Here is a 26,140-nt window from a genome sequence, read left to right as displayed (position 1 = left end):
CGTCGAACAGGCGGGATTCGCGGCCGCCTATTGGGCCTGAAACGCCAGACGGGAAGCCACAGACGCAAGCGCCCCGTCCCGGACGAACCGGGACGGGGCGCTGCTTGACGCTGGGGTGCGGGTCAGGCGCTTAGCGATAGACCGGCAGACGGCCGCAGACGGTCTCGACCTTGCCCTTGACCTCGGCCTCGATGGCGGAGGTGTCCTCGCCCTTGGCCAGCACGTCGAGGATGTCGCAGATCCAGCCGGCCAGCTCGCCGCACTCGGCCTCGGTGAAGCCGCGGGTGGTCACCGCCGGGGTGCCGATGCGCAGGCCGGAGGTCACGAACGGGCTCTGCGGGTCGTTCGGCACGGCGTTCTTGTTGACGGTGATGTGGGCGCGGCCCAGGGCGGCGTCCGCGTCCTTGCCGGTCACGCCCTGCTTGACCAGGGACAGCAGGAAGAGGTGGTCCTCGGTGCCGCCGGAGACGATGTCGAAGCCGCGCTCGATGAACACGCCGGCCATGGCCTTGGCGTTCTTCAGCACCTGCTCCTGGTAGGTCTTGAACTCGGGCGCCATGGCTTCCTTGAAGCAGATCGCCTTGGCGGCGATGACATGCTCCAGCGGGCCACCCTGGATGCCCGGGAAGACCGCGGCCTGCAGCTTCTTCTCGACCGCCTCGTCGCCCTCGCTGGAGAGGATCAGGCCGCCGCGCGGGCCGCGCAGGGTCTTGTGGGTGGTGGTGGTGACCACGTGGGCGTGGGGCAGCGGGCTCGGGTAGACCCCGGCGGCCACCAGGCCGGCGATGTGAGCCATGTCGACCAGCAGGTAGGCGCCCACTTCGTCGGCGATCTCGCGGAACTTGGCCCAGTCGATGATCTGGGAGTAGGCGGAGAAGCCGGCGATGATCATCTTCGGCTGGTGCTCGCGCGCCAGCTCGGCGACCTGGTCGTAGTCGATGCGGCCGTTCTCGTCGATGCCGTACTGCACGGCGTTGTAGTGCTTGCCGGAGAAGTTCGGCTTGGCGCCGTGGGTCAGGTGACCGCCGGCGTCCAGGCTCATGCCCAGCACGGTGTCGCCCGGGGTGACCAGCGCCTGGAAGACGGCGCCGTTGGCCTGGGAGCCGGAGTGCGGCTGGACGTTGGCGTAGGTGGCGCCGAACAGTTCCTTGGCGTAATCGATGGCCAGCTGCTCGACCACGTCGACGTACTCGCAGCCGCCGTAGTAGCGCTTGCCGGGATAGCCTTCCGCGTACTTGTTGGTCAGCTGGCTGCCCTGGGCCTCCATGACGCGGGGGCTGGCATAGTTCTCGGAAGCGATCAGCTCGATGTGCGCTTCCTGACGCGTGCTTTCCTTCTGCATCGCATCGAACAGGGCATCATCGAAACCGGCAATCTGCATGTCACGGCTGAACATCGGCGGGAAACCTCGCATCAACGGGGAAATCGAAGGCCGCCATCATACCCCAGCGTATGGCGGCTTTCACATGAAACCCCGTCATGCGGCGCCCCATGATTTCTCATGTGCGCTTCAGTAATTCTGAAGGCTCCCGCGCCGCGCGGCTCAGCGCGTCTCCACCGCCATCGAGAGCTTGCTCGGCAGGCCCAGCGGGTCGGCGGCGAGCACGTCGGCGTCGCTCTCCGGCGGCAGGGTCAGCGCCACCGTCACCTCGCTGGCCCGGCCCTCCATCATGTCCACCAGGCCGTCCAGCAGCTGGCCGAATTCGGGCCCGAGCATGGTCCCGAAGCCCCTGGCCTGGGTGCGCGCCTGATCGAGGAATTCGGCCTCGCTCACGCCGCGGCTGGCGGCCATCACCGCCGGCATGCGCCCGAACAGGCCCAGATCGCCGAGGGTGGTCTCGATGCGCCCGCCGAGCAGGGTGACCCCGCTCAGGTCGGTCATCTCGGCCAGATAGGTCGCCGGCTCGACGCCATCGGGCAGGCGCACCGGCAGCTCGCTGTCAAACGCCCAGCGGAAGGCGTCGGCGGCGGTGATCGTGCCGTCGCCGGAGAGCAGGCTCTTCTGGCCCAGCGCCTCCCAGCGGCCGTCGAACTCGGCGTCCAGCCGCAGCTGCCCGCTGCCGCCGGTGAGCACGTTGCTGGCCAGGCGCAGCCGGGTGCGCTCCTCGGCCGGGGCCAGCTCGATCATCCGCGCCAGGTCCAGCTCGAGGGCCTCGAGCCGGGCACGGCCCTCGCCGTCGTGCATGTCGCCGTCGACGCTCAAGCGTGCCAGATCGGCCACCAGATGATCGGCGACGATCGACATGTCGTTCAGCTCGAAGCGATCCAGGGTCGCCGCCTCGGGATCGCCCGGCGGGTGGCTCAGGCCCTCGAGGCTCAGCGAGGCCAGGGTGAGGTCTCCCGCCCCCAGATCCTCCAGCCCCTCGGCGTGGCCCTCGATGCCGCTCATCTCCAGGCGGCCGACACCGGTCGCCGTGAGCCCCTCGGCCTCGAGCCGCTGCGCCGTCAGCCAGCCGCTCGTCGGCACCTGCGGGCTCAGGGTCTTCTTGCCGTCGGCGGAGGTGATCAGCGCCGACTCGAGCGCCAGGCGCAGCCCTTCGGCGCTCAGAGCGTCGGCCTCGAAGGCCGCATCGCCCAGCCGGTCCTCGTGCCAGGGCAGCGGCCCGCCGGGGCCGTCGAGGCGCAGCCGGTCGGCGGTCAGCACGCCCGCATCGCGGCCGGTGCGCTCGAGCCGCAGGCCCTCCATGACGATCGCCTCGGGGTCCTCGTAGTCGCCCTCGACCACGTAGCGGGCCACGTCCAGCCGCGAGCCGTCGACGTCGACCAGGCTCAGGTCCTCGGCGCGGGTCTCGCCGCCGAGCAGGCTGTCGGAGACCTCGCCGATCGAGAACTCGCCGGCGGCGGCAAAGCGCTCGCGCAGGTCGGCCTCGAGGCGCTCGGCATCGGCCTGGGCCAGGCCGCAGGGCAGCGCGGCGAGAACGGCGGCGAGCGCGGCGGCCCGTGACGGAGCCTGACGTATCAGGGGCTTGCGCATCAGGACGTTACGCATCAAGGACTTGCGCATGGGGTTCACCTCCCTGGTGATCGCGCCTGGGGGGCGTCAGCGCGGTTCGGCGAGACGCGCCTCGAGCAGGCGGTTGACGTGGTCCAGCACCGCCAGCCGGGCGCGGCGCTTGTCATTGGCATCGATCAGGGCCCAGCCCCCGTCGACGTCATGAGTATGCACAAAGATGTCGTCGATCGCCCGCCGATAATCGTCCCAGCGCTCGCGATTGCGCCAGTCCTCCTCGGTCAGCTTGTGGCGCTTGTGGGGCGTCTCGGCGCGCGCACGGAAGCGGCGCAGCTGCTCGTCCTTGTCGACCGCCAGGAACAGCTTGCCGAGTACCGCGCCATGGGCCAGCAGCTGGCGCTCGAAGCGGCGGATCTCGTCATAGCCGCGGCGCCAGGCGGCCGGCTCGGCCAGGCCCTCGACGCGTTCCACCAGCACCCGGCCGTACCAGGAGCGATCGAAGATCGCCACCCGGCCATCCAGCGGCAACCGCTGCCAGAAGCGCCAGGCCCAGGGGTGGGCGCGCTCCGCCTCGCTGGGCGCGGCGATGCGATGGACGCGATACTGGCGAGCGTCGAGCGCCGAGGTCAGGCGATGGATGCAGCCGCCCTTGCCGGCGGCGTCCTGGCCCTCGAAGGCCAGTACCACGGGAATCCGCCGACGCTGGATCTCGCGGGCGTTGCCGGCCAATCGGGCCTGGGCCTCCTTGAGGCGTTCCCGATAGGTCGACTTGTCCATGGCCTCGGGCGACGCGGCGTCGAGGTCCGACAGCCGCGGCGGCGCCCCGATGCCCGCCGAGGGCGGGGTGACCGGCGACTCGACATCGGGCAGCGGGCCCGCCATGGCCGCCACCAGCCGGTGGGCCAGGGCCTTGATCGGCGTCTCGCCGGGGCCGCCGGCCAGGCGGTGCCAGGGGGCATGATCGGCCTCGGTGGCCTCGCGCATCTCGCGGCCCAGCCGGGCCAGGGCGTCGTACTGGAGATGGCGCTGCCAGTCGTGATCCTTGACCTGCCAGGCCCGCTCAGGGTCGTGCCACAGCGCCTTCAGGTGGCGTCCCTGGATGTCGCGGTCGATGTCCAGCCACAGCTTGACGATCGCCACGTTCTCGGCGGCCAGCTCGGCCTCGAAGGCACGGATCTCGGCCAGCCGGTCGTGGAAGGCGCCCGCCCCCAGGCGCTGCTCGGTACGGGCGAACAGCGCATCGCCGTACCAGCCGTGGACGAACACGCCGACCCGCCCCCGGGCCGGCAGGCGGCGCCAGTAGCGCCACCAGTAGGGGCGCTCGCGCTCCTCGCTGCTCGGCGCCAGGGCGTGTACCTCGGTCAGGCGATTCTCGAGGCGATGGTTGAGCTCGTTGATCAGCGCCGTCTTGCCGGCGGCGGCGTGGCCGGTGACCACCAGCACCACCGAGCGCGAGGCCTGGCGGGCCAGCTCCAGCTGGGCCTCGAGCAGCGCATAGCGCAGCGATTCCTTCATTCCGTCATCCTCATGTCTCGCCCAGCAGCCCCAGACTCTCGGCGGGCGCCCGGCGCCGGATGCCCCGCGACAGCCACTGGCCGATGGCGCCGACCAGCAGCGCCCCGCCCAGCGGCAGCGCCAGCCACAGCGCCGGATGCCAGCGCGGCGCCAGGTCGAGCCAGCCGCCGTAGAGCCCGGCCGCGGCCAGCTCGGTCAGCGCCGCGGCCAGCAGGCCGCTGGCCAGCCCCAGCAGCGCGAACTCGGCGCCCTGCACCCGGCGCAGCAGCCGGTCGCCGGCGCCGAACACCCGCAGCAGCCCGGCCTCGTGGGCGCGCACCGGCAGGCTGGCGGCCAGGGCGGCGTGCAGCACGCTGATCCCGGCCAGCAGCACCAGCACCAGCACCAGTTCCACGGCCCGGGTGACCTGCGACAGCACCTCGCGGACCCGCTCGAGGATCGCCTCCACGTCGAGCAGGGTGACGCCGGGGAAGTCGCGCACCAGCCGGCCCGGCAGCGCGCGCTCGTCGGGCGCCAGATGGAAGGCGGTGATGTAGCTGTGGCCGAAGCGCTCGAGCACGCCCGGCGGGAAGATCACGTAGAAATTGGGCCGGAAGCTGTCCCAGTCCAGATCGCGCAGGCTGGTGATCTCGCCGTCGATGGTGGCGCTGCCGACGGTGAAGGTCAGCACGTCACCGAGCTCGAGCCCCAGCCGGCCGGCCAGCCCGCTCTCCAGCGAGATCGGCACCGGCGTCGCGGCCTCGCCGCTCGTCGCCGCCTCGGCGTCGAACCACTCCCCGGCCACCAGCCGGTTGCCCTCCGGCGGGTCGGCGCGCCAGGTCAGGTTGAGCTCGCGGCGCAGCGCGTTGTCGCCGCGCGCCTCCGCTGGCACCGCCTCGCGGGGCTCGGCGCCGTCGATGGCCGTGAGCCGGCCGCGCACCATGGGATAGAGATCGCTGCGCGACTCGGCGCCCTCGTTCAGCGCCGCGGCGAAGGCGTCGCGCTCGCCGGGCTGGATGTTGATGGCGAACTGGTTGGGCGTGTTCTCGGGCAGCTGCTCGCGCCAGGCGTCGAGCAGATCACCGCGCACCAGGGCGATCATCGCCATGGCGAACAGCGCCACCGAGAACGCCAGCAGCTGGCCGAGGCTGGCGGCGCGGCGCCGCCCCAGCTGGCGCCCGCCCAGGCGCAGCGCCTGCAGGTATCCGGCCCCGCCCCGCGCCGGCAGCCGCGAGCACAGCGCCAGCACGCCGCCGAGCAGCAGCCCGCCCAGGCCCCACAGCACCGCCAGCGCCAGGCCGCCGCCGAGCAGCAAGGACAGCGACAGGGTCGGATCGCCGGAGTAGAGCCACAGCAGCGCGCCGAACACCAGCGCCGCCGCACCCACCACCCACCAGGCGGAGGCCGGCAGCGGGTCCAGCTCGCGGCGCAGCACCTTGAGCGCGCTGACCCGCCGCAGGCGCAGCAGGGTCGGCCCGGCGAAGCCGGCCAGCACCGCCAGCGCGGTCAGCACGCCGAGGGCCAGCGGCATCGGTCCCGGCGGCGGCAGCTCGACCGCCAGCAGCCGGCCGAGCAGGGAAAGCAGCAGCGCCTGGCCGGCCAGCCCCAGCAGCGCGCCCAGCGCCGAGGCCGCCAGCGCCAGCCACAGCAGCTGCAGGGCGAACAGCCGCACCAGCTCGGCCTGCCGGGCGCCGAAGCAGCGCAGCAGCGCCGCGGTATCCAGATGGCGCTCCACGTAGCGCCGGGTGGCCATGGCCACCGCCACGCCGGCCAGCAGCACCGCGGCGAGCCCGGCCAGGCTCAGGTAACGGTCGGCCCGGGACAGCGCGCTGCCGAGCCGCGGCCGGTCGCGGCGCACGTCCTGCACCTCCACGCCCTCGGCGCGCAGGCGCTCGAGCCGAGGCGTGATCGCCTCCACCGCCTCGGGCGGTCCGGCGGCCAGCAGCTCGTACTCGATGCGCGAGCCGGGCTGGATCAGCCCGGTGGCCTCGAGATCGTCGACGTGCACCATCAACCGCGGGTTGAAGCTGGAGAAGCCGGCCGAGGGGTCGGCCTCGCGCTCGATCACCCCGCTCACCTCGAGCTCGGCCTGGCCCAGGCGCAGGGTGTCGCCGAGCTCGAGGTCAAGCAGCTGCGCCAGGCGCGGGGCGACCCAGGCGCCGCCGCGCTCGGGCCCGCGCGGCAGCGCCTCGGCGCCGTCGCCACGGTCGACCACGGACTCGCCGTAGTGGGGATAGGCATCGTCGACCGCCTTCACGCCCACCGGCTGGAAGGCCTCGCCGGCGCTGACCATCGACACCATGTCGACCTGATCGGAGAGCGCGAGGCCGGCGTCCTCGAGGGCGCGGCGCAGCTCGGGATCGAAGGGCCGCGACTGCTCGAGCACCACGTCGCCGCCCAGCAGCTGGCCGGCCTGACGGGTCAGGCCGCGCTCCAGGCGGTCGAGGAAGAAGCCGATCATGGTGGCGGCGGCCACCGCCAGGGTCAGCGCCAGGAACAGCGCGCGCACGTCGCCGGCCCGCAGGTCGCGCCTGAGCCCCTTCCACGACAGTGCTAGGGCGTGGCGCATCATGCCTCGGTCTCCTCGCGTGCGATCGCCTCGAGCCGCCCGTCGGCCAGTCGCAGGCAGCGATCGCAGCGTCGCGCCAGGGCCAGATCGTGGGTGACCAGCACCAGGGTGGTGCCGGCCTCGCGATTGAGCGCGAACAGGCTGTCGATGATGCGCTCGCCGGTGGCGGGGTCGAGGTTGCCGGTGGGCTCGTCGGCGAACACCAGCTCGGCGCCGGTGACGAAGGCGCGGGCCAGGGCCACGCGCTGCTGCTCGCCGCCGGAGAGCTGCTTGGGCAGGTGATCGAGACGCTCGCCGAGCCCCACCCGGCCGAGCCAGTCGCGGGCGCGGGCCTCGGCGTCGCCGTCCGGGATTAGCTCCAGCGGCAGCAGCACGTTCTCCAGCGCGGTCAGCGTCGGCAGCAGCTGAAAGTTCTGGAACACGAAGCCGACCCGCCCGGCCCGAAGCCCGGCGCGGCCGTCCTCGTCCAGCTCGCCGAGGGATTCGCCGAACAGCTCGAGCTCGCCGCCGCTGGGTGCGTCGAGCCCGGCCAGCAGGCCGAGCAGGGTCGACTTTCCCGCCCCGCTCTGGCCGAGGATGGCCAGCGTCTCGCCGGGGAACACCTCGAGGGCAAGATCACTCAGAATGGTCAGCGAACGCTCGCCGCTCTCCACCCGCTTGGTCAGGTGGGCGGCGCGTAGCATAGGATGAAGATTTGCTGGCGAGGAGTCGGACATGAGGTCGGTCATGAGAAAGCGCATCCCTGTTGGTCGAGCCCAAGGCGTCCTGACGGCGTGCCTGCTGTGGACGCTGCTGGTGCTGGTGGCCGTCCCGGCGGCGGCCGCCGAGCGCCCGCGGGTGCTGGTGATGGGCGACAGCCTGAGCGCCGCCTACGGCATCGAGCGCGAGGCCGGTTGGGTCAGTTTGCTGGCCCGGCGGCTGGAGGGAAAGGCCCGGGTGATCAACGCCAGCATCAGCGGCGAGACCAGCGGCGGCGGCGCGACGCGGCTGCCGCCGCTGCTCGAGGAGCACGCCCCCGACCTGGTGGTGCTGGAACTGGGCGGCAACGACGGCCTGCGCGGCCTGCCGCCGCAGCAGATGCGCGCTAACCTGGCCGCCATGATCGAGCAGAGCCAGGCCGCCGACGCCGAGGTGCTGCTGCTCGGCATCGACATTCCGCCCAACTACGGGCCGGCCTACCGCGATGCCTTCACCGGGGTCTACGACGAGCTCGCCGAACGCTTCGAGGTGGCGCTGGTGCCCTTCCTGCTGGAGGGCGTGGCGCTCGACGACTCGCTGATGCAGGACGACGGCATCCACCCCACGGCGGCCGCCCAGCCCGCGCTGCTCGACAACGTCTGGCCGGCGCTGGCGCCGCTGCTGGAAGAGGAAGGGGTGGCGCTGGCCGTACGGAGAGACTAGGCGTCGCCCGGCGCAGCCGGCGCCTTCTGCCACTGCTGCAGGGCCAGTCCGCCGAGGATCAGCACCAGGCCGACCAGGGTCGAGGGCAGGATCGGCTCGCCGACGACCAGGTAGAGCAGCATCAGCGACACCGGCGGCGACAGGAAGATCAGGTTGGAGACCTTGGCGGTGCGCGACACCGTGCCCACCGCCAGCTGCCACAGCACGAAGGCGATGCCCATCTCGAACAGGCCCACGTAGACCCCGGCGGCGAGCCCGTCGAGTCCGTGCCACCGGAGCCCCGGTCCGAACAGCAGCAGCACGGTCAGCACCGGCACCCCGACGCTGAAGTTCTGCCACTGGGCCACCAGTGGCGGACGGCGGTCGCGCACGTTGAGCAGCCAGTAGAGCGCCCAGATCAGCGTCGAGACCAGCGCCAGCCCCACGCCCAGCGGGTCGGCGAAGGCCACGTCGAACACCGCGCCGCGGGTGGCGATCACCCACACGCCGGCGTAGGCCACCAGCCCGGCCAGGGCATCCACCAGGGTCAGGCGCTGGCCGAGGATCGGCACCGCCAGCAGCGCCATGGCCAGCGCCCAGGTGTAGTTCAGCGCCATCGCCTCCTGCCCCGGCAGGCGGTCATAGGCGGCGAACAGCACCAGGTAATAGGCCACCGGATTCATCAGCCCCGCCCAGGCCGCGGTGCGCCAGCCGCGCTTCAGCGCCTCGCCGAGCAGGCCCCGGCGAACCACCAGCGCGCCGATCAGCGCCCAGGACACCAGCGCCGCGAGCCACATCAGCTCCAGCGGCGTCATCCGCTCGAGCGCCACCTTGAAGGCGGTGGCCACCGTGGACCAGAGCGCCACGGCGCCCAGCCCGTAGAGCATGGCGCGACGATCCGTTGTCATAAGCTCTCCCTGCTAGGTGTCGAGCCGGCAGACGGCCGACTCAGCGATCGATGTGCCCCAGCTCCCGCGTCGGGTCGAGGCGGTCGCGCACGCGCTGCTTCAGCGTCTTGCTGTCGGGGAAGCCGCCGTCGCGCTTGCGCTCCCACAGGCTCTGCTCGTCGCAGAAGATCTCGAAGTAGCCGCCGTGGGACGGCACCAGGCTGACCTCCTCGAGGTCCTCACCGAAGGTCGACAGCAGCTCCTGGGCGTACCAGGCACTGCGCAGCAGCCATTGGCACTGGGTACAGTAGTGAATGCGAATACGTGACACGATGCCCTTCCTGTCGCAACAATGAGCGCTTCATCCTACCAGCGAGGAGCCACCATGGCCGCCCCCGAGATCAGCCAGACCCGCCTCTACGAGCGGCTGACCGGCGACGAGGACAGCCGGATGTGCAAGGACATCCCCGACGAGGCCTGCCAGGAGCAGCCGCGCAACTTCTTCCTGCATCTGGCGGCATCGCTGGGCAACAAGCTCGCCGACGAGCTGGCCAGTGCCCGGCTGGTACTGCCCTGGCTGCTCGGCGCCATCGGCGCGCCGATCTGGATGGTCGGTCTGCTGGTGCCGATCCGCGAGGCCGGCGCCCTGCTGCCCCAGGTGTTCGTGGCCGGCGTCATCCGCGGCCGCCCCGAGCGCAAGGGCGTATGGGTGGCCGGCGCCCTGCTCCAGGCGCTGGCCGCGGCCGCCCTGGCCCTGCTGGCGCTGTTCGGCCGGGGCGGGCTAGGCGGCGCCCTGGTGCTCGCCGTGCTGGTGGTGCTGTCACTGGCCCGGGGCCTGTCGTCGATCGCCACCAAGGACGTGCTGGGCAAGACCATCGCCAAGCAGCGCCGGGGCACCCTGATGGGCTGGAGCGGCAGCCTGGCCGGCGCCGCCACCCTGGCCGCCGGCGTGGTGCTGATGGCCTTCGGTGACCGCCCCGGGGAGCTCGCCCTGGCCGCGCTGCTGGGGGTGGCCGCCCTGGGCTGGGCCGTGAATGCGCTGTGCGCCGCGCGCATCCACGAGGTGCCCGGCGCCTCGGAAGGCGGCGACAGCATCGCCTCGACGCTGCGCGAGGGCCTGCGCCTGCTGCGCCAGGACCGTGCCTTCCGCCACTTCAACCTGTCCCGGGCGCTGCTGCTGTCGAGCGCCCTGGCACTGCCCTACGTCGCCCTGCTGGGCCAGCGCCAGAGCGGCGACGAACTCGGCGACCTGGGCGTGCTGGTGATCGTCTCCGGCCTCGCCGGCATGCTGGCCAGCCCGATCTGGGGCAAGCGCGCCGACGACTCCAGCCGCCGGGTGATGCGTCTCGCCGCCCTCGGCACCGCCGTGTGCTGCGCGGCCGGCGCGCTGCTGGCCTGGCTGCCCCAGGCCTGGACCACCAGCGTCTGGCCCTACGCCGGGCTCTACGCGCTGCTGGTGATCGTCCACGCCGGGGCCCGGCTGGGACGCAAGACCTACGTCGTCGACCTGGCCGGCGCCGAGGATCGCGCGCTCTACGTGGCACTCTCCAACACCCTGACCGGCGTACTGATGCTGATCGTCGGCGGACTGGTCGGCGCCCTGGCCCAGTGGCTCGGCAGCGGCGCCCTGCTGCTAGCGCTGGCCGCGACCGCGCTGGCCGCGGCGGCCAGCACTCAGCGCCTGCCGGAGGTGGAATGAGGGTAGCCGGCGTTGAAATCCGGCCGGCGGCTGGCCATGATACTTCGCAACGGGACCGCGCACGCGGCGCGGTCCATCACGATCTCGCGACAGGAATGCCTCGATGAAACGCCCCGCCATGATCAGCCCCGACCTGCTCGAACGCATGGTCGATGCCTCCGAGGACGGCATCGTCGTCGCCGAACAGGAAGGCGACGAGAACATCCTGATCTACGTCAACCAGGGCTTCGAGCGCCTGACCGGCTACAGCGCCGACGAGATCCTCTACCGCGACTGCCGCTTCCTGCAGAACGACGATCGCGACCAGCCGGGGCTGGTGGAGATCCGTCAGGCGCTCTCCGAGGGTCGCCCCTGCCGCGAGGTGCTGCGCAACTACAAGAAGGACGGCACCCTGTTCTACAACGAGCTGTCGATCACCCCGGTATTCGACGAGCAGGACAACCTCACCTACTTCATCGGCGTGCAGAAGGACGTCACCGCCCGCGTCGAGGCCCAGCAGGAGCTGGCCCGCCTCAAGGAAGAACACGGCCTGTCCTGAACCGCCGCACCTCCATATCACCCCTGACTGCCCCGCGCGACACGCCATGTCGCGCGGGGGACTTGCATCGCCTCCCGTCTCGCCTTATATAGCCGTCAGGTGCCCGCAACGGCGCCCTGGGGCCTCGCGCCACGCGGGGTTCGGATCCGTTTCGCCGCCCTTCGCGGCCGGCCATGGGAGGACCTCGCATGCGCCCGAACAGCTATCACGAAGCACCCCTTCACGACGACGCCTATGACGACGCCCCCGACGAGGCCGTCAACGATGACGACGATCGCCGTGCCCGACCGGCCAGCCGTGCCGAACAGCTACAGGCCAGACGCCGCCTGGAGGCGCTGCTGGAGGAGCGCCGCCTGAGGCGCACCATCGACGACCACTGGGACCTCGACGAGGAGGAGTGAGGGGCCGGCTGGCCTTTCCGGGGTGCGGGCTCTATCATCGTGGGCCAGCGGAGTCCGCACTCAAAACCTCCAACCCGCACTCCCAAACCCGCTTTTCCAACCATTAGTGAGATTCCATGGCGCAATACGTCTACACCATGAATCGGGTGGGCAAGGTCGTTCCGCCCAAGAAACAGATTCTCAAGGACATCTCGCTGTCCTTCTTCCCCGGCGCCAAGATCGGCGTGCTCGGCCTCAACGGCGCGGGCAAGTCGACCCTGCTGCGCATCATGGCCGGCGTCGACACCGAGTTCGAGGGCGAGGCCCGCCCGATGCCGGGCATCAACGTCGGCTACCTGCCCCAAGAGCCGGAGCTCGACGACGAAAAGAACGTTCGCGAGACCGTGGAAGAAGCGCTGGGCGCCATCAAGGAAGCCCAGGAGAAACTCGACGGCGTCTATGCCGCCTACGCCGAGCCGGACGCCGACTTCGATGCCCTGGCCGCCGAGCAGGCCCGCCTCGAGAACATCATCGAGGCCGCCGACGCCCATAACCTGGAGCGCAAGCTCGAGGTGGCCGCCGAGGCCCTGCGTCTGCCGCCCTGGGGGGCCCAGGTAGGTCACCTCTCCGGTGGCGAGCGCCGCCGCGTGGCGCTGTGCCGCCTGCTGCTCTCCAGCCCCGACATGCTGCTGCTCGACGAGCCGACCAACCACCTGGACGCCGAGTCCGTGGCCTGGCTCGAGCGCTTCCTGCACGACTACAACGGTACCGTGGTGGCGATCACCCACGACCGCTACTTCCTCGACAACGTGGCCGGCTGGATCCTCGAGCTCGACCGCGGCGAAGGCATTCCCTTCGAGGGCAACTACTCCCAGTGGCTCGAGGCCAAGGAGCAGCGCCTGGAGCAGGAAGCCAAGCAGGAAGCCTCGCGCCAGAAGGCCATCAAGCACGAGCTCGAGTGGGTACGCTCCAACGCCAAGGGCCGCCAGGCCAAGAGCAAGGCACGCCTCAACCGCTTCGAGGAGATGCAGTCCGGCGACTTCCAGCAGCGCAACGAGACCAACGAGATCTACATTCCGCCCGGTCCGCGCCTGGGCGACAAGGTCATCGAGTTCCACGGCGTGTCCAAGGCGTTCGATGACAAGCTGCTGTACGAGAACCTGGACTTCGCGATTCCGCCCGGCGCCATCGTCGGCATCGTCGGCGGCAACGGCGCCGGCAAGTCGACCCTGTTCAAGCTGATCAACGGCACCGAGCAGCCGGACACCGGCGAGGTGGTCAAGGGCGAGACCGTCGACATCGCCTACGTCGAGCAGCTGCGCGACGCGCTCGACAACAAGCAGACCGTCTGGGAAGCGGTGTCCGACGGCCAGGACATCCTCAACATCAACGGCTACGAGGTTTCCTCGCGGGCCTACGTCGGCCGCTTCAACTTCAAGGGCAACGACCAGCAGAAGCGCCTGTCGGACCTGTCCGGCGGCGAGCGCGGTCGCCTGCAGCTGGCCCAGACGCTGAAGCAGGGCGCCAACGTGCTGCTGCTCGATGAGCCGTCCAACGACCTGGACATCGAGACCCTGCGCGCCCTCGAGGAAGCCCTGCTGGCCTTCCCCGGCTGCGCCCTGGTGATCTCCCACGACCGCTGGTTCCTCGACCGCATCGCCACGCACATCCTCGCCTTCGAGGGCGAGTCGCACGTGGAGTTCTTCGAGGGCAACTACACCGAGTACGAGGCGGATCACAAGAAGCGCGTCGGCGACGAGACCCCGCATCGCATGAAGTACAAAAGGATTGATGCCTAAGCTGACAGCCTAGCGCTGGAAGCGGGACGACAACCCCACGGCCGGCTGGTCGTGGGGTTTTTGCGTTGGCCCCGACCGCTGGACAGCGGCGGCCTAAGCCGCCATAAGAAGATGTGGCGGAGCGCGGCGCCGCGAATGCCGTCATCCTGGCCGCGCGAGGACCGGCCATGTCACCGACGCTTCTGCTTCACCCCGTTCAGCTGTTCCGGCGCTTCGCCAGCAGCATCGCCTACCTGCCGACCCTGGCCGCCGCGAGCTACGGCCTGCTGGGCCTCATGATCCTGCTCAGCACCACCCTCGACGTCGGCTTTCCCGATGGCCTCGAGGCCTGGATTCCCCCGCTGCCCGACGGCGCCCGCGGGCTGATGACCGCGCTGCTCGGCGGCATGATCTCGCTGATGGTGTTCAGCTTCTCCATGGTCATGTCGATCCTCTCGCAGGCCGGCGGCAACTTCTCCCACAAGCTGGTGTTCGGACTGATCAGCGAGCGCCGCCACCAGTGGGTGCTGGGCCACTACCTCGGCACCATCCTGCTGCTGCTCCTGCTGCTGATGGCCCCGGACGACGCCCGGGGCTGGATGGCGCCCGCCGTCTATCTGGCCTGCGTCCTGGTCGTGCACTGCCTGGGGTTGTTCGTCTATTTCATCCACAACGCCTCGCAATCGGTCCAGATCGACGCCGTGATCCGTGATCTGCATGACACCACGCTCCGGGCCATGCATCGCCAGCAGGCGCGTCAGCAGGGAGAGCGCTGGCGATGCATGGACGCGCGACCGCTGCCGCGACCGCCCTGCCACGAGATCCGGATGCGCCAGGAAGGCTATGTCCAGGGCGCCGATCTCACCGCCATGGCGAGGCTGGCGGCAGGCGTGAACGGCCGGCTGCACCTGAGCTTTCGCTTCGGCGACTATCTGATCGAGGGCGCCCCCGTGGCCATGCTGGAGGCCGAGGAGGCGCCGGACGCGGCCTGGGAGGAGGCGCTGCAGGAGTGCCTGGTACGGCTGGACGGCGAGTCGGTGAGCGAACACTACGTGCACGGCATGACGCAGCTGATGGAGGTGGCGATCAAGGCCCTGTCGCCGGGCATCAACGACCCGGGCACGGCGCGGCTGTGCCTGCATCGCCTGACCGACCTGCTGCGCCATCATCTGGCCTGGCAGCCGGCCAACGCCCTGCTCGACGAGCAGCAACGCCTGCGGGTGACCTGGCCGCTGGAAGGCCTCGACAGCCTGCTGCATCGGCTGTTCGTGCCGCTGCTGCACTACGGCGGCGACGATCAGAGCGTGCTGCTGGGGCTGCTCAAGGCGCTGAAGGTGCTGTCACTCGAGGCAGACGGCACCCGGCTCAGCGCCCTGCAGGCCATGGCCGAGCGCGTCGTGGTGCGGCTCGAGCGCATCTCCGACCATCCCATGGACCGGGCCTTCGTCGGCGACCGGCTGACCCGGGGACGGCACCGGCTGGCGCTGCCCCGCGAGCTGCCGCCGAAGGGTGGCGCGGGTCAGTAGAGCTTCGGCTCGCCCCTGGGGCGGGTCTTGAAGCGGCGGTGCAGCCACAGATACTGCTCGGGATGACGGCGGATGGCGGCCTCGATGACGGCGTTGACCTGGGTGGCGTCGGCCACTTCGTCGCCGCTGGGGAAGCCTTCCAGCGCCGGCAGGTACTCCAGGGTATAGGTGCGGTCGTCGGGATTGCGGTGGAAGACCAGCGGCATGACCGGCGCCCCGGTCATGCGGGCGATCTTGGCGGTCAGCTTGACGGTCGCCGCCTCGACGCCGAAGAAGGGGGCGAAGACGCTGGCGTCGCGGCCGAAGTCCTGGTCCGGCGAATACCAGACGTTGTGGCCGGCCTTGAGCCGGCGCACCACGCCACGCAGGTCGTGGCGGTCGATGGCGCGGCCGAAGATGCGCGAGCGGGCGCGGGTCATGAAGCGCTCGAACAGCGGGTTGTCGTGGGGACGATAGACCGCGTCGGCGGAGAAGAACAGCGAATGCAGGGCCCCGCCCAGATCCAGGGTCGAGAAGTGGATGCCAATGATCAGCACGCCCTTGCCCTGGGCCTGGGCGCGCTCCATGTGCTCCTGGCCCTTGAAGGTCACGCGGTGGCGCAGGTGCTCGGGATCGCGACACCAGCCGGTGGCCGTCTCCAGGATGCCGATGCCGTTGGCGATGAAGGCCTCGCGCACCAGACGAGCACGCTGGTCCTCGTCCAGTTCGGGAAAGCACAGCCGGATGTTGGTCTCGGTGATGTGCCGCCGCCGACCGGCAAAGCGCCAGGCGGCCAGGCCGATGGCCCGGCCGATCCACAGCTTGAGCCGCCAGGGTAGCCAGGCGGCGACGCGCATGGCACCGATGGACAGCCAGGTCGGCCAGTAACGGGGATGGGCGAAGGAAGTCGGTGTGGCGGTCTCGTCCTTGGACATGGGGCGCTCTTACTCGGGTTCAGCCCCCATGATAGCGCCTCGGCACCCGGGGCAGCACCCCGGTGAGCAGCGTATAGCTGATGGTGTCGCAGTGGCGGGCCACTTCGTCCACCGACAGCACCTCGCCGTTCGACGCCCGCCCCCACAGCACCACCTCGCTGCCGATATCGGCCTCGGGCAGCTCGGTCAGGTCGACGATCAACATGTCCATGGACACCTTGCCGGCGATGGCGGCGCGGCGGCCGTCGACCAGCACCGGCGTGCCGTCCACGGCGTGGCGATCGTAGCCGTCGCCATAGCCGCAGGCCACGACGCCGACGCGCGAGGGCCGCGGCGCCGTCCAGCGGCCGCCGTAGCCTACCGGCTCGCCCGCCTCGAGGTCGCGCACGGCGATGATCTCCGAATGCAGGGTCATCACCGGGCGAAGCCGCCGGCTGGCGGCGTTGGGCGCCTCGAGGGGGTCGCTGCCGTAGAGCATCACGCCGGGGCGATTCCAGGCGCCGTGGGCCTCGGCGCGGGCCAGGGTCGCCGGGGAGTTGGCCAGGCAGGTGGGCGCGCCGAGCCGCTCGGCGAGCTCGGCCAGCAGCGCCGACTGGCGATGGAAATAGGCGCTGTCGACGGCGTCGGCGGTGGCGAAGTGGCTCATCAGGTGCAGGTCGGTGACGCACTCGGGGGCTTCGCTGAGGCGTCGCCAGGCCGCCTCGGCCCGCTCGGGAGGGAAGCCCAGCCGGTGCATGCCGGAATCCACCTTCAGCCACACCGGGGTGGGCCGCGCCGGGCGACGCGCCAGCAGGGCGTCCAGCTGCCAGTCGCTGTGCACCGCCACCCACAGGCCCAGGGCCTCGACGCGCTCGAGCTCGCTGGCCTCGAAGATGCCCTCCAGCAGCACCACGGGCGCCGTGATACCGCCCTCGCGCAGGGCCTCGGCCTCCTCGATGCAGGCCACGGCGAAGGCCGGCGCCAGCCCCTCCAGGGCCCGCGCACAGGCGATCAGGCCATGACCGTAGGCGTCGGCCTTGAGCACCGCCACGGCCTGGCTGTGAGGTGCCAGCTCGCGGGCCAGGCGGTAGTTGTGACGCAGGGCGTCCAGGTCGATATCGGCGCGTAGCGGTCTTGCCATGCGAGGCATCTCCGGAAAGGGCAAAACCTCCATTATTTTGCAAACCGGCGCCGTTTTCACGGCCACAAACACCGAATTAATGCAAAAAAACAGTGAAAATTAGTGCTAATCAACACACTTGCAGTTGATATGACTATCGACATGTCATAACGAAGAAAGCCAGGACGCGGGTCCTGGCTTTCGGCTCGAGGGGTGGGTCACTCGAAGATGGCGTCGAGGTCGAGCCCCTGCTTGTCGAGCATGCGGCGCAGCTTCTTCAACGCTTCGACCTGGATCTGGCGCACCCGCTCACGGGTCAGGCCGATCTCCTCGCCGACCTGCTCGAGGGTCGAGGCCTCGTGACCGCGCAATCCGAAGCGGCGCACCACCACCTCGCACTGCTTGTCGGTGAGCTCGGCCAGCCAGTCGTCGACGTGCTGCTTGACGTCGCCGTCCACCAGATTCGATTCCGGCCCCAGCTCGTTGTCGTCGGTCAGCGTCTCGATCAGCGGCTTGTCGCTCTCCGCCCCCACGGGATAGTCCACCGACGAGACGCGCTCGTTGAGACCCATCATCTTCTTGACGGTCTCCACCGGCTTGTCGAGGTGTTCGGCGATCTCCTCGGCGGTGGCCTCGTGGTCGAGCTTCTGGGTCAGCTCGCGGGCCGCCCGCAGGTAGATGTTGAGCTCCTTGACCACGTGGATCGGCAGGCGGATCGTGCGGGTCTGGTTCATCAGTGCCCGCTCGATGGTCTGGCGAATCCACCAGGTGGCGTAGGTGGAGAAGCGGAAGCCGCGTTCGGGGTCGAACTTCTCCACGGCGCGGATCAGCCCCAGGTTACCCTCCTCGATCAGGTCGAGCAGGGTCAGGCCGCGATTCAGGTAGCGCCGTGCGATCTTGACCACCAGGCGCAGGTTGGACTCGATCATCCGCGAGCGGCCGGCGGGGTCGCCCTTGCGGGCGAGGCGGCCGTAGAAGACCTCCTCCTCCGGCGTCAGCAGCGGCGAGAAGCCGATCTCGTTGAGGTAGATCTGGGTAGCATCGAGGCTGTGGTGATAGTGGCGGTCCTCGCGGCTCAGCGCCTTCTCGAAGGCCGCGTCCGCATCATCGGGCGCGGCGGTCTCGAGTTCGACCTCCTGCTCACCGGCCTCCTCTGCCGACTCCATGTCCACCTCGTTCAGGTCCCGTTCAAGCATGCTCATCGATTGTTACCCCATGGTTGTATCGAGCACCGTGTCATGCTCGAAACGATCGATGTCAGAGGTTGTCATTGTATTGTGTTGCTTTGCTGACACGAGCGGCTTGGCGACCCTTTTCATTCAACGCTTGGGCAGAAACTCCAGCGGATCCTGAGGCTGGCCGTCCTTGCGCACCTCGAAGTGCAGCCTGACATCCTCGGCGTCGCTGTCGCCCATGGTGGCGATCACCTCGCCAGTCTCGACAACGTCGTTTTCCTTGACCCTCAGGCTGTCGTTGTGGGCGTAGGCGCTCAGGAACTCATCGTTGTGCTTGAGCAGGATCAGGTTGCCGTACCCGCGTACGCCACTGCCCGCGTAGACCACGATGCCTGGCCCGGCCGCCTTGACAGGTTGCCCCTTTTGCCCATCGATATCAATGCCGGCGGTGATGCTGCCTCCCTCGCCGAAGGTCCCGACCACCTCGCCGTCGACGGGCCACTGCCAGGGCACCTCATCCACCGGCGTGTAGCTGCGCGACTCGCGGGATTCGGCCTCCGGCTCGCCGGCCACCCGGGTGCCGGCATCGGCCTGCGACTCGGCCTCGGACTCGCTCTCGGCGGCCTGGGTGGCCCCGGCATCGGAAGCGGCCTGGGCCTCGCCGTCCGCCACCGCCTGCTCACGCTCCTCGCGGCTGCGGCGCTCGGCCTGGTCGCTCTCGCTCAGGGTACCGTCGGCGCCCGGGCTCTCGGGATCGTAAACCGGCCCCGGACCGTCACTGCCCGCCTCGTCTCCAGCGGCGGCCTCCCCGGCCTGCGCCTGGTCGCCGCTGCGCTCGGTGCTGCCGTCGGGCAGCAGCCAGTCCAGCGACCCGTCGTCCTGGCTCTCGCCACCGAGGCCGGTCGCCACGGCGCCGCCGGCCGCCGCGGCGCTGACCGCCCCGCCGGATGCACTGGCGCTGCTGCTGCCGGCGCTGGCGCTGCCGCCCAGCGTCAGCTGCTGGCCCGGCTGGATGTTGTAGGGCGGCTCGATGCGGTTGAGACGCGCCAGATCGCGGTAGTCCATGTCGTGGCGCCAGGCGATACCGTAGAGGGTATCGCCGGCCTCGACGGTATAGCTGGCCGGGCGCTCGGCCGACCGGCTGGACGACAGGTCCTGGACCTGCACCGGCGGCGGGGCTTCCTGGGAGGCGGCGCAGCCCGCCAGGGTCAGGGCCAGCCCTGAAATGAGCAAAACCTTATGCATCGGAACCTTCCTCCTTGTTCTCGTGTCGCCCGCCCGGGGCAACGGTCTGATCGCCATTCTGGGTCCTGCCGATGCTCCACACCAGGGCGGCGCCGGCCAGCATCAGCGCCGCCACTCCCAGCAGGTGAGCGGGATCACCGGTCACCTCGGTGAACGCCGACGGCGTCAGGTAACGGTAGTCGAGGGGAATCATCTGGCCGTCCGGCCCGAGCTGGTAGCTCACCAGCTCGCGCCAGGGCCACAGCACCGGCAGCGAGCCGAGGATGAACCCCACCAGCAGCTGCAGGGTGGCGGTGTGAAAGCGCAGCAGCAACCAGCACAGCAGCCGCGAGAAGGCGAACAGCCCGATCAGGCAGCCGCCGCCGAACAGCAGGATCGCCCCCAGGTCGACATCGCGGATCGCATCCATCACCTTGCCATACAGCCCCATGGTCAGCAGCAGGAAACTGCCCGAGACCCCGGGCAGCAGCATGGCGCTGATGGCGATGGCACCGCCGACCACCAGCATGAGCTCGGGGCTGCCGAGCCGCCCGATCAGCGGCATCAGCGCCGGCAGCAGCTGGGCCAGCAGCAGCCCGATGGCCAGCGGCAGCAGGTGCCAGAATCGCCAGTCGGCGGGATGCCGGCCGACCACCAGCGCGGAGGCCGCCACCAGGCCGAAGAAGAAGCCGTTGAGCAGCAGCGGGTGATCCTCCATCAGCCACACCACCAGGTGGGCGACGCTGATCAGGCTGGCGGCGATGCCGGCCAGCAGCGGCACCAGGAAGCCGAGGTTGAGATGGGCGATCAGCCCGGCCATGCCGCCCTGGCGCCAGGCGCCGAAGGCACTGGGGCCGAAGCGACGCACGGTCAGCAGCAGCTCCTCGTAGATGCCGGTGATGAAGGCGATGGTGCCGCCGGAGACACCGGGCACCGCATCGGCGGCGCCCATGCCGGCGCCCCTGAACAAGAGACCTAGTTGACGCTTCAAGAACCTGTTACTCCCTGAGAAAACACTGATATATGGCGACTCGCCGTGAACGCTCACGACATAGATCAGCGCTTTCGCGGCCCCGACGCCTTCCCTGGCGCCTGCCGACCCGATCCGGGCCTAGCGGATCACTCCTTCCAGCAGCGGCACGAAGCGCACCGGCTCCAGGCGCTCCTTCTCGAAGCGCTCCCCCTGACGGCGTACCCGCACCAGCCACTGCCGGCCGTCACGCTCGGCCAGCGGCGCGATCATCACTCCACCGTCGGCCAGCTGGGCCAGCAGCGGCTCGGGCAGCGAGCCGGCGCAGGCGGTCAGCAGGATGACCTCGAAAGGCGCGGCCTCGGGCCAGCCGTGGCCGCCGTCGGCCAGCCGCAGGTGGGCGTTGTGCACGCCCAGCAGCCGCAGCCGCTCGCCGGCGCGACGATGCAGGGCATTGATTCGCTCCACCGACCAGAGTTCCGTCACCAGCCGCGCCAGTATCAGGGTCTGGTAGCCGGAGCCGGTACCGACCTCCAGCACCCTCGTCGGCGCCTCCTCGCGCACCAGCTCGGTCATCCGCGCCACGATCCACGGCTGCGACAGCGTCTGGCCGTGGCCGATGGGCAGCGAGGTGTCCTCGTAGGCGCGGTGAGACAGCGCCTCGTCGAGGAACAGGTGGCGCGGCTCCTCGGCCATCGTCTCCAGCACCCGCCGGTCGGCGATGCCCTGGCGGGCCAGGCGCTCGACCATGCGGTCGCGGGTGCGCTGGGAGGTCATGCCGACGCCCTTCAACAGCTCCGGACGCAGCCGGCGGCGAGAGTCAGGTGAGTGCATCCAGCCATTCCTGCACGTCGTCCCGCGCCGCATGCCGGGTCAGGTCGAGCTGCAGCGGGGTGATGGACACGTAGCCGGCCTCCACGGCGGCGAAATCGGTATCCGGGCCGTCGTCGGCGCTCTCGCCCGCGGCGGCGATCCAGTAGCGCTTGCGCCCGCGCGGGTCGAGCACCTCCAGCGGCTCGGCGGCCGGCCCCCGGTAGCCCTGGCGCGTCACCTTGAGGCCGCGGATTTCCTCCCAGGGCAGGTCCGGCACGTTGACGTTGAGCAGGCTGCGCGGCGGCAGCGAGAGCCGATCGGCGGCCCCGACCAGGCTCGCCGCCACGCGGCCGGCGGTCTCGAAGTAGCGGTGGCCGACCAGCGACATGGCAATCGCCGACATGCCCAGGTTACGGCCTTCCATGGCGGCGGCCACGGTGCCCGAATAGAGCACGTCGTCGCCCAGGTTGCCGCCATGGTTGATGCCCGAGATCACCAGGTCCGGACGCTCTTCCCAGACCCCGTTGACGCCCAGGTAGACGCAGTCCGCCGGGGTGCCGTCGACGCTGTAGAAGCCGTTGTCCAGGGTCGACAGCGCCAGCGGGCGGGTCAGGGTCAGGGAATTGCTGGCACCGCTCTTGTCGCGGTCGGGGGCCACCACGCGCAGCCGCGCGTGGGGGGCCAGGGCATCATGCAGGGCACGCAGCCCGGGAGCATGCACGCCGTCATCATTGGACAGCAGCAGTCGACGCATCCGCGGCTCCTTGTTCGGGCCCCTGGCGGGGCGGGTGGAAACTCAGGGTCGGGTGAGCGATCAGCTCGCGCAGCACGGCGGTGGCGAAGGCGCCGCGGGGCAGCGTGAAGGAGAACCAGGCCTCGCCCTCGCCGGGCGCCAGCCGCGGTGCGGCCAGGCGCAGGCGCAGCGGCCGCCGGGCGGTCTTCACCCCGGCGCGCACGAGGCCGTCGCACAGCGCGGGATGCGCCTCGGCCAGCGCCTCTTCGCGCGTCAGGGCATCGCCCTGGGCCACCGAACGGCCCTGCCCCCAGAGCACGCCGCTCGGGTGCAGGTCGAGCCGCTCGGCGCGCGCGACCAGCGAGTCGTCGACCGTCTCGGCCACGAACTGGCTCGACGAGCCGTCGAGGATCACCGCCTCGCCCGGCAGCGGCGTCGCCCAGCTGCCTTCGGCGATGCGCGCGGCCAGCAGCTCGTTGAACAGGTAGCTGCGCGCCGCGGAGAGCAGCATGCCCTCGCGGTCGTCGCGCTTGCGCCAGCCCCGGGCCAGCACGCCGGCCGCGCGATGGATATTGCGCCCGTCGGGGCCGAAGCGCTGCGGCCCGAAGTAATTGGCGGCGCCGTGGTGACACAGCCAGGCCCAGCGCTCGGCGAGATGCGGGTCTTCCAGCGCCTCGCCGGTGACCCGCAGCCGGAAGCGGTTGGCGGCGTGCACGCCGCGCTTGAGCTTGCGCGGATGGCGGGTCGCCTCGAGCAGCGTCAACGGCAGGTCGGCCAGCCGCGCCTCGAGATCGTCCGGCGCCTCGCGGCCGGGCAGGTGCACCGAGAACCACTGGCGCGTCACCGCATGGCGATCCTTCATGCCGGCGTAGCCGACGTCGCGCTGGGTGACCTCGCAGGCCTTGGCCAGGCGGCGAGCGACCATGGCGGTGGTCAGGTCGCGCTTCTCGATCCACAGCCACAGGTGCTCGCCCTGCCCTTCCGGCTCGAAGCCGAGCTGCTCCTCGACCTGGAAGTCCTCCGGCGTGGCGCGGTAGCCGCCGGGGCGCGGCGCGCCGAAGTGCGCGTCCAGCACCCGCGGCCAGCTCGGCGGCCAGGCGATCGGGGCCTGCGGCCGCTCGGACGTCGCCTCGGGAGTCGCCTCAGACATCGTCGCGCTCCTGCATCAGCAGCACCACGGCCTCGGCGGCGATGCCCTCGCCGCGGCCGGTGAAGCCCAGCCGCTCGGTGGTGGTCGCCTTGACGTTGACCGCTCCGCGCGCCACCGCCAGGTCGGCGGCGATGGCCTCGGCCATGGCCTCGACGTGGGGCGAGAGCTTGGGCGCCTGGGCCATCACCGTGGCGTCCAGATTGCCGACCCGGTAGCCCGCCGCGTGCACCTGCGCCACCACCCGGCGCAGCAGTTCGCGGCTGTTGGCGCCGGCCCAGGCCGGATCGGTGTCGGGGAAGTGGCGGCCGATGTCGCCCAGCGCGCAGGCGCCGAGCAGGGCATCGCAGATCGCATGCAGCAGCACGTCACCGTCGGAGTGGGCGACGAAGCCGCGGTCGAAGGGAATGGCGACGCCGCCGATCCGCAGGTGGTCGCCCTCGCCGAAGCGGTGGACGTCGAAGCCGTGGCCGATTCGCATCATGCGCTGTCGTTCCTGTCGGCGGAGGAGTCGGGCGTTTCCTGGGCGGCGAGAATGGCCTCGGCCAGCGCCAGATCCTCCGGATGGGTGATCTTGAGATTGTCGCGGCGCCCGCTCACCAGGCGCGGCGAGAGGCCCAGCGCCTCCACCGCGGAGGCCTCGTCGGTGACGGCGACGCCGCGTTCGGCGGCCTCGGCGAGCGCTCGGCGCAGCAGCCCGTAGCCGAAGCCCTGGGGCGTCAGGGCGTGCCACAGGCCGTCCCGAGGCTCGGTGCCGCCGACCCGGCCGGTGCCATCGTCGCGCTTCATGGTGTCGGCCACCGGCGCGGCCAGCAGCCCGCCCACCGCGTCGTCGGCCACCGCCGACGCCAGCCGACGCAGGTCCTCGGCCCGCACGCAGGGCCGGGCCACGTCATGGACCAGCACCGTATCGTCCGCGCCGGCCTCGCCGGCGATGGCGGCCAGGGCGTTGGTCACCGAGTCGACGCGCTCGGCGCCGCCGGGCACCCGCCGCCAGTCGGCAAAGGGCACTGCGGCCGGGTCGAAGCGTTCGTCATCGGGGTCCAGGCACAGGCACAGCCGCGCCTCGGGGAAGGCCTCGTGGAGCCGCGCCAGGGTGCGGGCCAGCACGCTGAGGCCGGCCAGGGGCAGATACTGCTTGGGCAGGGCGGCGCCCATGCGCCGGCCGCGGCCCGCGGCGGGTACCACCAGCCAGAGGCGCTCGCTCACGGCGCCTCCCCGGCCGGCTCGGCGTCGGGCACCCAGAAGAACTGCTCGTCGCGGCGCACCATGCCGATATCGCTGCGCGCGCGCTCCTCGATGGCATCGAGGCCGTTCTTGAGATCGACCACCTCGGCGGCGAGGCGCTCGTTGCGCGCCCGCAGCGGCGCATTCTCGGCCTCCAGGCGGTCCACTCGCTGGCGCACCTCGGCCAGCTCGCGCAGTCCGCCCTCGCCGAGCCACAGGCGATACTGCAACAGCGCCTGCAGGGCGATGAGCACGATGGCCAGCCACTTGAGCATGTAGAGGGTCCGTCACCAGGGAATTCGAGGGCGTAGTATGCCATCTTCCCCGAGCCGCCTCATCCATCAAAGCCCCGGCATCTGACGGGCGTCAGCCGCCGTCGTCGAGGCGGAACGGCAGCGCCCGCTCGGCGGCCGCGACGTAAGCCGCCACGTGCTCGGCCTCCTCGGCGCAGAAGCGCGCCACCCCGGCGCGCAGCCGCGGATCGGCGACATGATGCAGCGAGGTCAGCCGCCGCGGCGCGAAGCCACGGGCCAGCTTGTGTTCGCCCTGGGTGCCGGGGTCGAAACGGGTCAGGCCCCGAGCCAGGCAGTGCTCGATGCCCTGGTAGTAGCAAGCCTCGAAGTGCAGGCCGTCGGCCTCGATCTCGCTGCCCCAGTAGCGGCCATAGAGCGTGCGGTTTCCCTGCAGGCACAGGGCCGCGGCCACCGGCCGCCCCTCGAGACGCGCCTGGACCAGTACCAGCGCCTCGGGCAGGTCGCGGCGCAGCCGCATGAAGAAGTCGCGGTTGAGATAGCCCTGCTGGCCGCGTTCCAGGTAGGTGATCTGGTAGCAGCGGTAGAAGTGCGCCAGATCGGCCTCGCCGATTGCCTCGCCCTCCAGCCGATGCAGGGTCAGCCCCTGCTCGGCGACTCGGCGACGCTCGCGGCGAATGGCCTTGCGCCGCTTGGAGGTCAGGGCGGCGAGGAAACCCTCGAAGTCGCCATAGCCCCGGTCCTGCCACTGGAACTGCACCCCGGCCCGGGCGATCAGCTCGGGCCGCGCCTGGCGCCAGGCATCGACCTCGCCCTCCTCGGCGAACAGCAGGTGCCAGCTCGACAGCGTCGACGCTTCCCAGCGCTCGGCCAGGCGTCGACGCGCCTCGAGCGGGTCGACGTCGTCGGCCAGCGCCAGCCGCGGCCCCGGTGCCGGGGTGAACGGAATCGCGCTGAGCCCCTTGGGATAGTAGCGCCCGCCGGCCCGCTCCCAGGCGTCGGCCCAGGCCCAGTCGAAGACGTATTCGCCGTAGGAATGATGCTTGTGGTAGTACGGCAGCAGCCCGACCAGCGCCTCGTCGCGCCACAGCGTCAGATGCCGCGGCGACCAGCCGCTCGCCTCGCTCGCCGCCCCGCTGGCCTCCAGGGCGTGCAGGAACTCGTGGCGCAGGAACGGATGATCGTCGCCCACCAGGGCGTTCCAGTCACCGGCCGGCACTTCCGCCGCGGCGGCTTGTTCGACGACACGCAATCGACTCATGAACTCTCCCGGCCCGGCCGGCTGACGATGGCCGACGCAGCACCTACCCTAGATGACATCCTGACAGCGCGCCGGACGCCCTGTCTTTTCCCTCACGACGAGGGCGCCTTCACACGCTCGTCATG

The 26,140-nt window shown here is 70.7% G+C and carries 25 protein-coding genes; 6 read left to right on the top strand and 19 right to left on the bottom strand.

Annotation, left to right across the window (positions count from 1 at the left end):
• Nucleotides 1-130 precede the first annotated feature (130 nt).
• From glyA to CVH10_RS10810, 5 genes are all read right to left on the bottom strand, one after another.
• Nucleotides 131-1,396 carry a serine hydroxymethyltransferase gene (gene glyA, locus CVH10_RS10830; RefSeq protein ID WP_106488685.1) on the bottom strand — a complete coding sequence of 422 codons (1,266 nt, stop codon included), beginning with the start codon at nucleotides 1,394-1,396 and terminating at the stop codon, nucleotides 131-133.
• Between the two features lie 147 nt (nucleotides 1,397-1,543).
• Nucleotides 1,544-3,004, bottom strand: a complete 1,461-nt coding sequence (locus tag CVH10_RS10825) for a hypothetical protein (RefSeq protein WP_052052541.1) — start codon at nucleotides 3,002-3,004, stop codon at nucleotides 1,544-1,546.
• A 36-nt stretch (nucleotides 3,005-3,040) separates the two neighbouring features.
• Nucleotides 3,041-4,465 (bottom strand): polyphosphate:AMP phosphotransferase, encoded by a 1,425-nt coding sequence (locus CVH10_RS10820; protein WP_106488684.1) that lies wholly within the window; start codon nucleotides 4,463-4,465, stop codon nucleotides 3,041-3,043.
• Nucleotides 4,466-4,475: 10 nt separating this feature from the next.
• Nucleotides 4,476-7,016 carry an ABC transporter permease gene (locus CVH10_RS10815; protein ID WP_106488683.1) on the bottom strand — a complete coding sequence of 847 codons (2,541 nt, stop codon included), beginning with the start codon at nucleotides 7,014-7,016 and terminating at the stop codon, nucleotides 4,476-4,478.
• Nucleotides 7,013-7,729: an ATP-binding cassette domain-containing protein gene (locus tag CVH10_RS10810; RefSeq protein WP_181244393.1), complete on the bottom strand. Its 717-nt coding sequence runs from the start codon at nucleotides 7,727-7,729 to the stop codon at nucleotides 7,013-7,015. Before CVH10_RS10810 ends, CVH10_RS10815 begins: the two co-directional genes overlap by 4 nt.
• A 10-nt stretch (nucleotides 7,730-7,739) precedes the next feature.
• Between CVH10_RS10810 and CVH10_RS10805 the strand changes: the two genes are divergently transcribed.
• Entirely contained in the window at nucleotides 7,740-8,414 is a 675-nt protein-coding gene (locus CVH10_RS10805) for an arylesterase (RefSeq protein ID WP_181244390.1), read from the top strand.
• Here the strand turns inward: CVH10_RS10805 and CVH10_RS10800 are convergent.
• A complete protein-coding gene (locus CVH10_RS10800) occupies nucleotides 8,411-9,301 on the bottom strand; it encodes a DMT family transporter (RefSeq protein WP_106488680.1) in 891 nt (296 codons plus the stop codon). The two genes, CVH10_RS10805 and CVH10_RS10800, sit on opposite strands and share 4 nt — an antisense overlap.
• A 40-nt stretch (nucleotides 9,302-9,341) precedes the next feature.
• The gene (locus CVH10_RS10795) at nucleotides 9,342-9,611 is read right to left on the bottom strand and encodes a SelT/SelW/SelH family protein (RefSeq protein WP_035598998.1); all 270 of its coding nucleotides are present in this window, start codon (nucleotides 9,609-9,611) and stop codon (nucleotides 9,342-9,344) included.
• A gap of 54 nt (nucleotides 9,612-9,665) precedes the next feature.
• Here CVH10_RS10795 and CVH10_RS10790 point away from each other — a divergent pair, with 54 nt between their 5' ends.
• From CVH10_RS10790 to CVH10_RS10770, 5 genes are all read left to right on the top strand, one after another.
• Nucleotides 9,666-10,979: an MFS transporter gene (locus CVH10_RS10790; RefSeq protein ID WP_106488679.1), complete on the top strand. Its 1,314-nt coding sequence runs from the start codon at nucleotides 9,666-9,668 to the stop codon at nucleotides 10,977-10,979.
• Between the two features lie 103 nt (nucleotides 10,980-11,082).
• Nucleotides 11,083-11,517 carry a PAS domain-containing protein gene (locus tag CVH10_RS10785; RefSeq protein WP_106488678.1) on the top strand — a complete coding sequence of 145 codons (435 nt, stop codon included), beginning with the start codon at nucleotides 11,083-11,085 and terminating at the stop codon, nucleotides 11,515-11,517.
• 188 nt (nucleotides 11,518-11,705) lie between these two features.
• Entirely contained in the window at nucleotides 11,706-11,918 is a 213-nt protein-coding gene (locus CVH10_RS10780) for a PA3496 family putative envelope integrity protein (RefSeq protein ID WP_035598990.1), read from the top strand.
• A 116-nt stretch (nucleotides 11,919-12,034) separates the two neighbouring features.
• A complete protein-coding gene (ettA, locus tag CVH10_RS10775; RefSeq protein WP_106488677.1) occupies nucleotides 12,035-13,696 on the top strand; it encodes an energy-dependent translational throttle protein EttA in 1,662 nt (553 codons plus the stop codon).
• A 167-nt stretch (nucleotides 13,697-13,863) separates the two neighbouring features.
• Nucleotides 13,864-15,201 carry a DUF2254 domain-containing protein gene (locus tag CVH10_RS10770; RefSeq protein WP_035598986.1) on the top strand — a complete coding sequence of 446 codons (1,338 nt, stop codon included), beginning with the start codon at nucleotides 13,864-13,866 and terminating at the stop codon, nucleotides 15,199-15,201.
• Here the strand turns inward: CVH10_RS10770 and lpxL are convergent.
• From lpxL to CVH10_RS10710, 12 genes are all read right to left on the bottom strand, one after another.
• On the bottom strand, nucleotides 15,195-16,115 hold the full coding sequence (lpxL, locus tag CVH10_RS10765; RefSeq protein ID WP_035598984.1) for an LpxL/LpxP family Kdo(2)-lipid IV(A) lauroyl/palmitoleoyl acyltransferase: 921 nt from the start codon (nucleotides 16,113-16,115) through the stop codon (nucleotides 15,195-15,197). The genes CVH10_RS10770 and lpxL overlap by 7 nt on opposite strands.
• A gap of 19 nt (nucleotides 16,116-16,134) precedes the next feature.
• Entirely contained in the window at nucleotides 16,135-17,235 is a 1,101-nt protein-coding gene (gene alr, locus CVH10_RS10760) for an alanine racemase (RefSeq protein WP_106488676.1), read from the bottom strand.
• Nucleotides 17,236-17,432: 197 nt separating this feature from the next.
• A complete protein-coding gene (rpoS, locus tag CVH10_RS10755) occupies nucleotides 17,433-18,416 on the bottom strand; it encodes an RNA polymerase sigma factor RpoS (RefSeq protein WP_035598977.1) in 984 nt (327 codons plus the stop codon).
• A 117-nt stretch (nucleotides 18,417-18,533) separates the two neighbouring features.
• Nucleotides 18,534-19,634: a peptidoglycan DD-metalloendopeptidase family protein gene (locus CVH10_RS10750; protein ID WP_106488675.1), complete on the bottom strand. Its 1,101-nt coding sequence runs from the start codon at nucleotides 19,632-19,634 to the stop codon at nucleotides 18,534-18,536.
• Nucleotides 19,627-20,565: a DUF368 domain-containing protein gene (locus CVH10_RS10745; RefSeq protein WP_181244389.1), complete on the bottom strand. Its 939-nt coding sequence runs from the start codon at nucleotides 20,563-20,565 to the stop codon at nucleotides 19,627-19,629. Before CVH10_RS10745 ends, CVH10_RS10750 begins: the two co-directional genes overlap by 8 nt.
• 159 nt (nucleotides 20,566-20,724) lie before the next feature.
• Complete coding sequence (locus CVH10_RS10740) at nucleotides 20,725-21,417, bottom strand: protein-L-isoaspartate(D-aspartate) O-methyltransferase (protein ID WP_035598969.1); 693 nt, start codon at nucleotides 21,415-21,417, stop codon at nucleotides 20,725-20,727.
• A complete protein-coding gene (surE, locus tag CVH10_RS10735) occupies nucleotides 21,404-22,150 on the bottom strand; it encodes a 5'/3'-nucleotidase SurE (RefSeq protein ID WP_035598966.1) in 747 nt (248 codons plus the stop codon). The genes CVH10_RS10740 and surE overlap by 14 nt, the downstream gene beginning before the upstream one ends.
• A complete protein-coding gene (gene truD, locus CVH10_RS10730; protein ID WP_106488673.1) occupies nucleotides 22,125-23,279 on the bottom strand; it encodes a tRNA pseudouridine(13) synthase TruD in 1,155 nt (384 codons plus the stop codon). The genes surE and truD overlap by 26 nt, the downstream gene beginning before the upstream one ends.
• Nucleotides 23,272-23,757 (bottom strand): 2-C-methyl-D-erythritol 2,4-cyclodiphosphate synthase, encoded by a 486-nt coding sequence (gene ispF, locus CVH10_RS10725; protein ID WP_106488732.1) that lies wholly within the window; start codon nucleotides 23,755-23,757, stop codon nucleotides 23,272-23,274. The genes truD and ispF overlap by 8 nt, the downstream gene beginning before the upstream one ends.
• A complete protein-coding gene (gene ispD, locus CVH10_RS10720; RefSeq protein ID WP_106488672.1) occupies nucleotides 23,757-24,485 on the bottom strand; it encodes a 2-C-methyl-D-erythritol 4-phosphate cytidylyltransferase in 729 nt (242 codons plus the stop codon). The genes ispF and ispD overlap by 1 nt, the downstream gene beginning before the upstream one ends.
• A complete protein-coding gene (ftsB, locus tag CVH10_RS10715; protein ID WP_035598959.1) occupies nucleotides 24,482-24,778 on the bottom strand; it encodes a cell division protein FtsB in 297 nt (98 codons plus the stop codon). The genes ispD and ftsB overlap by 4 nt, the downstream gene beginning before the upstream one ends.
• Before the next feature lie 91 nt (nucleotides 24,779-24,869).
• Nucleotides 24,870-26,015: a GNAT family N-acetyltransferase gene (locus CVH10_RS10710; RefSeq protein WP_106488671.1), complete on the bottom strand. Its 1,146-nt coding sequence runs from the start codon at nucleotides 26,013-26,015 to the stop codon at nucleotides 24,870-24,872.
• Nucleotides 26,016-26,140: the final 125 nt, after the last annotated feature.

This window comes from Halomonas sp. ND22Bw (assembly GCF_003011945.1).
In the GTDB taxonomy this organism is placed as follows: Bacteria; Pseudomonadota; Gammaproteobacteria; order Pseudomonadales; family Halomonadaceae; genus Halomonas; species Halomonas halophila.
Note: the sequence above shows the minus strand (reverse complement) of the source record. Positions and strands in the feature narration are given on the sequence as shown.

What these genes read in the sequence shown, in the direction of transcription:
- CVH10_RS10800 (WP_106488680.1), bottom strand. Translation starts at nt 9,301, where the DNA reads ATGACAACGGATCGTCGCGCCATGCTCTACGGGCTGGGCGCCGTGGCG.
- CVH10_RS10710 (WP_106488671.1), bottom strand. Translation starts at nt 26,015, where the DNA reads ATGAGTCGATTGCGTGTCGTCGAACAAGCCGCCGCGGCGGAAGTGCCG.
- CVH10_RS10790 (WP_106488679.1), top strand. Translation starts at nt 9,666, where the DNA reads ATGGCCGCCCCCGAGATCAGCCAGACCCGCCTCTACGAGCGGCTGACC.
- CVH10_RS10770 (WP_035598986.1), top strand. Translation starts at nt 13,864, where the DNA reads ATGTCACCGACGCTTCTGCTTCACCCCGTTCAGCTGTTCCGGCGCTTC.
- ispF (WP_106488732.1), bottom strand. Translation starts at nt 23,757, where the DNA reads ATGCGAATCGGCCACGGCTTCGACGTCCACCGCTTCGGCGAGGGCGAC.
- CVH10_RS10815 (WP_106488683.1), bottom strand. Translation starts at nt 7,016, where the DNA reads ATGATGCGCCACGCCCTAGCACTGTCGTGGAAGGGGCTCAGGCGCGAC.
- alr (WP_106488676.1), bottom strand. Translation starts at nt 17,235, where the DNA reads ATGGCAAGACCGCTACGCGCCGATATCGACCTGGACGCCCTGCGTCAC.
- CVH10_RS10740 (WP_035598969.1), bottom strand. Translation starts at nt 21,417, where the DNA reads ATGCACTCACCTGACTCTCGCCGCCGGCTGCGTCCGGAGCTGTTGAAG.
- ftsB (WP_035598959.1), bottom strand. Translation starts at nt 24,778, where the DNA reads ATGCTCAAGTGGCTGGCCATCGTGCTCATCGCCCTGCAGGCGCTGTTG.
- lpxL (WP_035598984.1), bottom strand. Translation starts at nt 16,115, where the DNA reads ATGTCCAAGGACGAGACCGCCACACCGACTTCCTTCGCCCATCCCCGT.
- CVH10_RS10750 (WP_106488675.1), bottom strand. Translation starts at nt 19,634, where the DNA reads ATGCATAAGGTTTTGCTCATTTCAGGGCTGGCCCTGACCCTGGCGGGC.
- CVH10_RS10820 (WP_106488684.1), bottom strand. Translation starts at nt 4,465, where the DNA reads ATGAAGGAATCGCTGCGCTATGCGCTGCTCGAGGCCCAGCTGGAGCTG.
- rpoS (WP_035598977.1), bottom strand. Translation starts at nt 18,416, where the DNA reads ATGAGCATGCTTGAACGGGACCTGAACGAGGTGGACATGGAGTCGGCA.
- CVH10_RS10825 (WP_052052541.1), bottom strand. Translation starts at nt 3,004, where the DNA reads ATGCGCAAGTCCTTGATGCGTAACGTCCTGATGCGCAAGCCCCTGATA.
- CVH10_RS10780 (WP_035598990.1), top strand. Translation starts at nt 11,706, where the DNA reads ATGCGCCCGAACAGCTATCACGAAGCACCCCTTCACGACGACGCCTAT.
- CVH10_RS10805 (WP_181244390.1), top strand. Translation starts at nt 7,740, where the DNA reads ATGAGAAAGCGCATCCCTGTTGGTCGAGCCCAAGGCGTCCTGACGGCG.
- surE (WP_035598966.1), bottom strand. Translation starts at nt 22,150, where the DNA reads ATGCGTCGACTGCTGCTGTCCAATGATGACGGCGTGCATGCTCCCGGG.
- CVH10_RS10745 (WP_181244389.1), bottom strand. Translation starts at nt 20,565, where the DNA reads ATGGGCGCCGCCGATGCGGTGCCCGGTGTCTCCGGCGGCACCATCGCC.
- CVH10_RS10785 (WP_106488678.1), top strand. Translation starts at nt 11,083, where the DNA reads ATGAAACGCCCCGCCATGATCAGCCCCGACCTGCTCGAACGCATGGTC.
- CVH10_RS10810 (WP_181244393.1), bottom strand. Translation starts at nt 7,729, where the DNA reads ATGTCCGACTCCTCGCCAGCAAATCTTCATCCTATGCTACGCGCCGCC.
- ettA (WP_106488677.1), top strand. Translation starts at nt 12,035, where the DNA reads ATGGCGCAATACGTCTACACCATGAATCGGGTGGGCAAGGTCGTTCCG.
- truD (WP_106488673.1), bottom strand. Translation starts at nt 23,279, where the DNA reads ATGTCTGAGGCGACTCCCGAGGCGACGTCCGAGCGGCCGCAGGCCCCG.
- glyA (WP_106488685.1), bottom strand. Translation starts at nt 1,396, where the DNA reads ATGTTCAGCCGTGACATGCAGATTGCCGGTTTCGATGATGCCCTGTTC.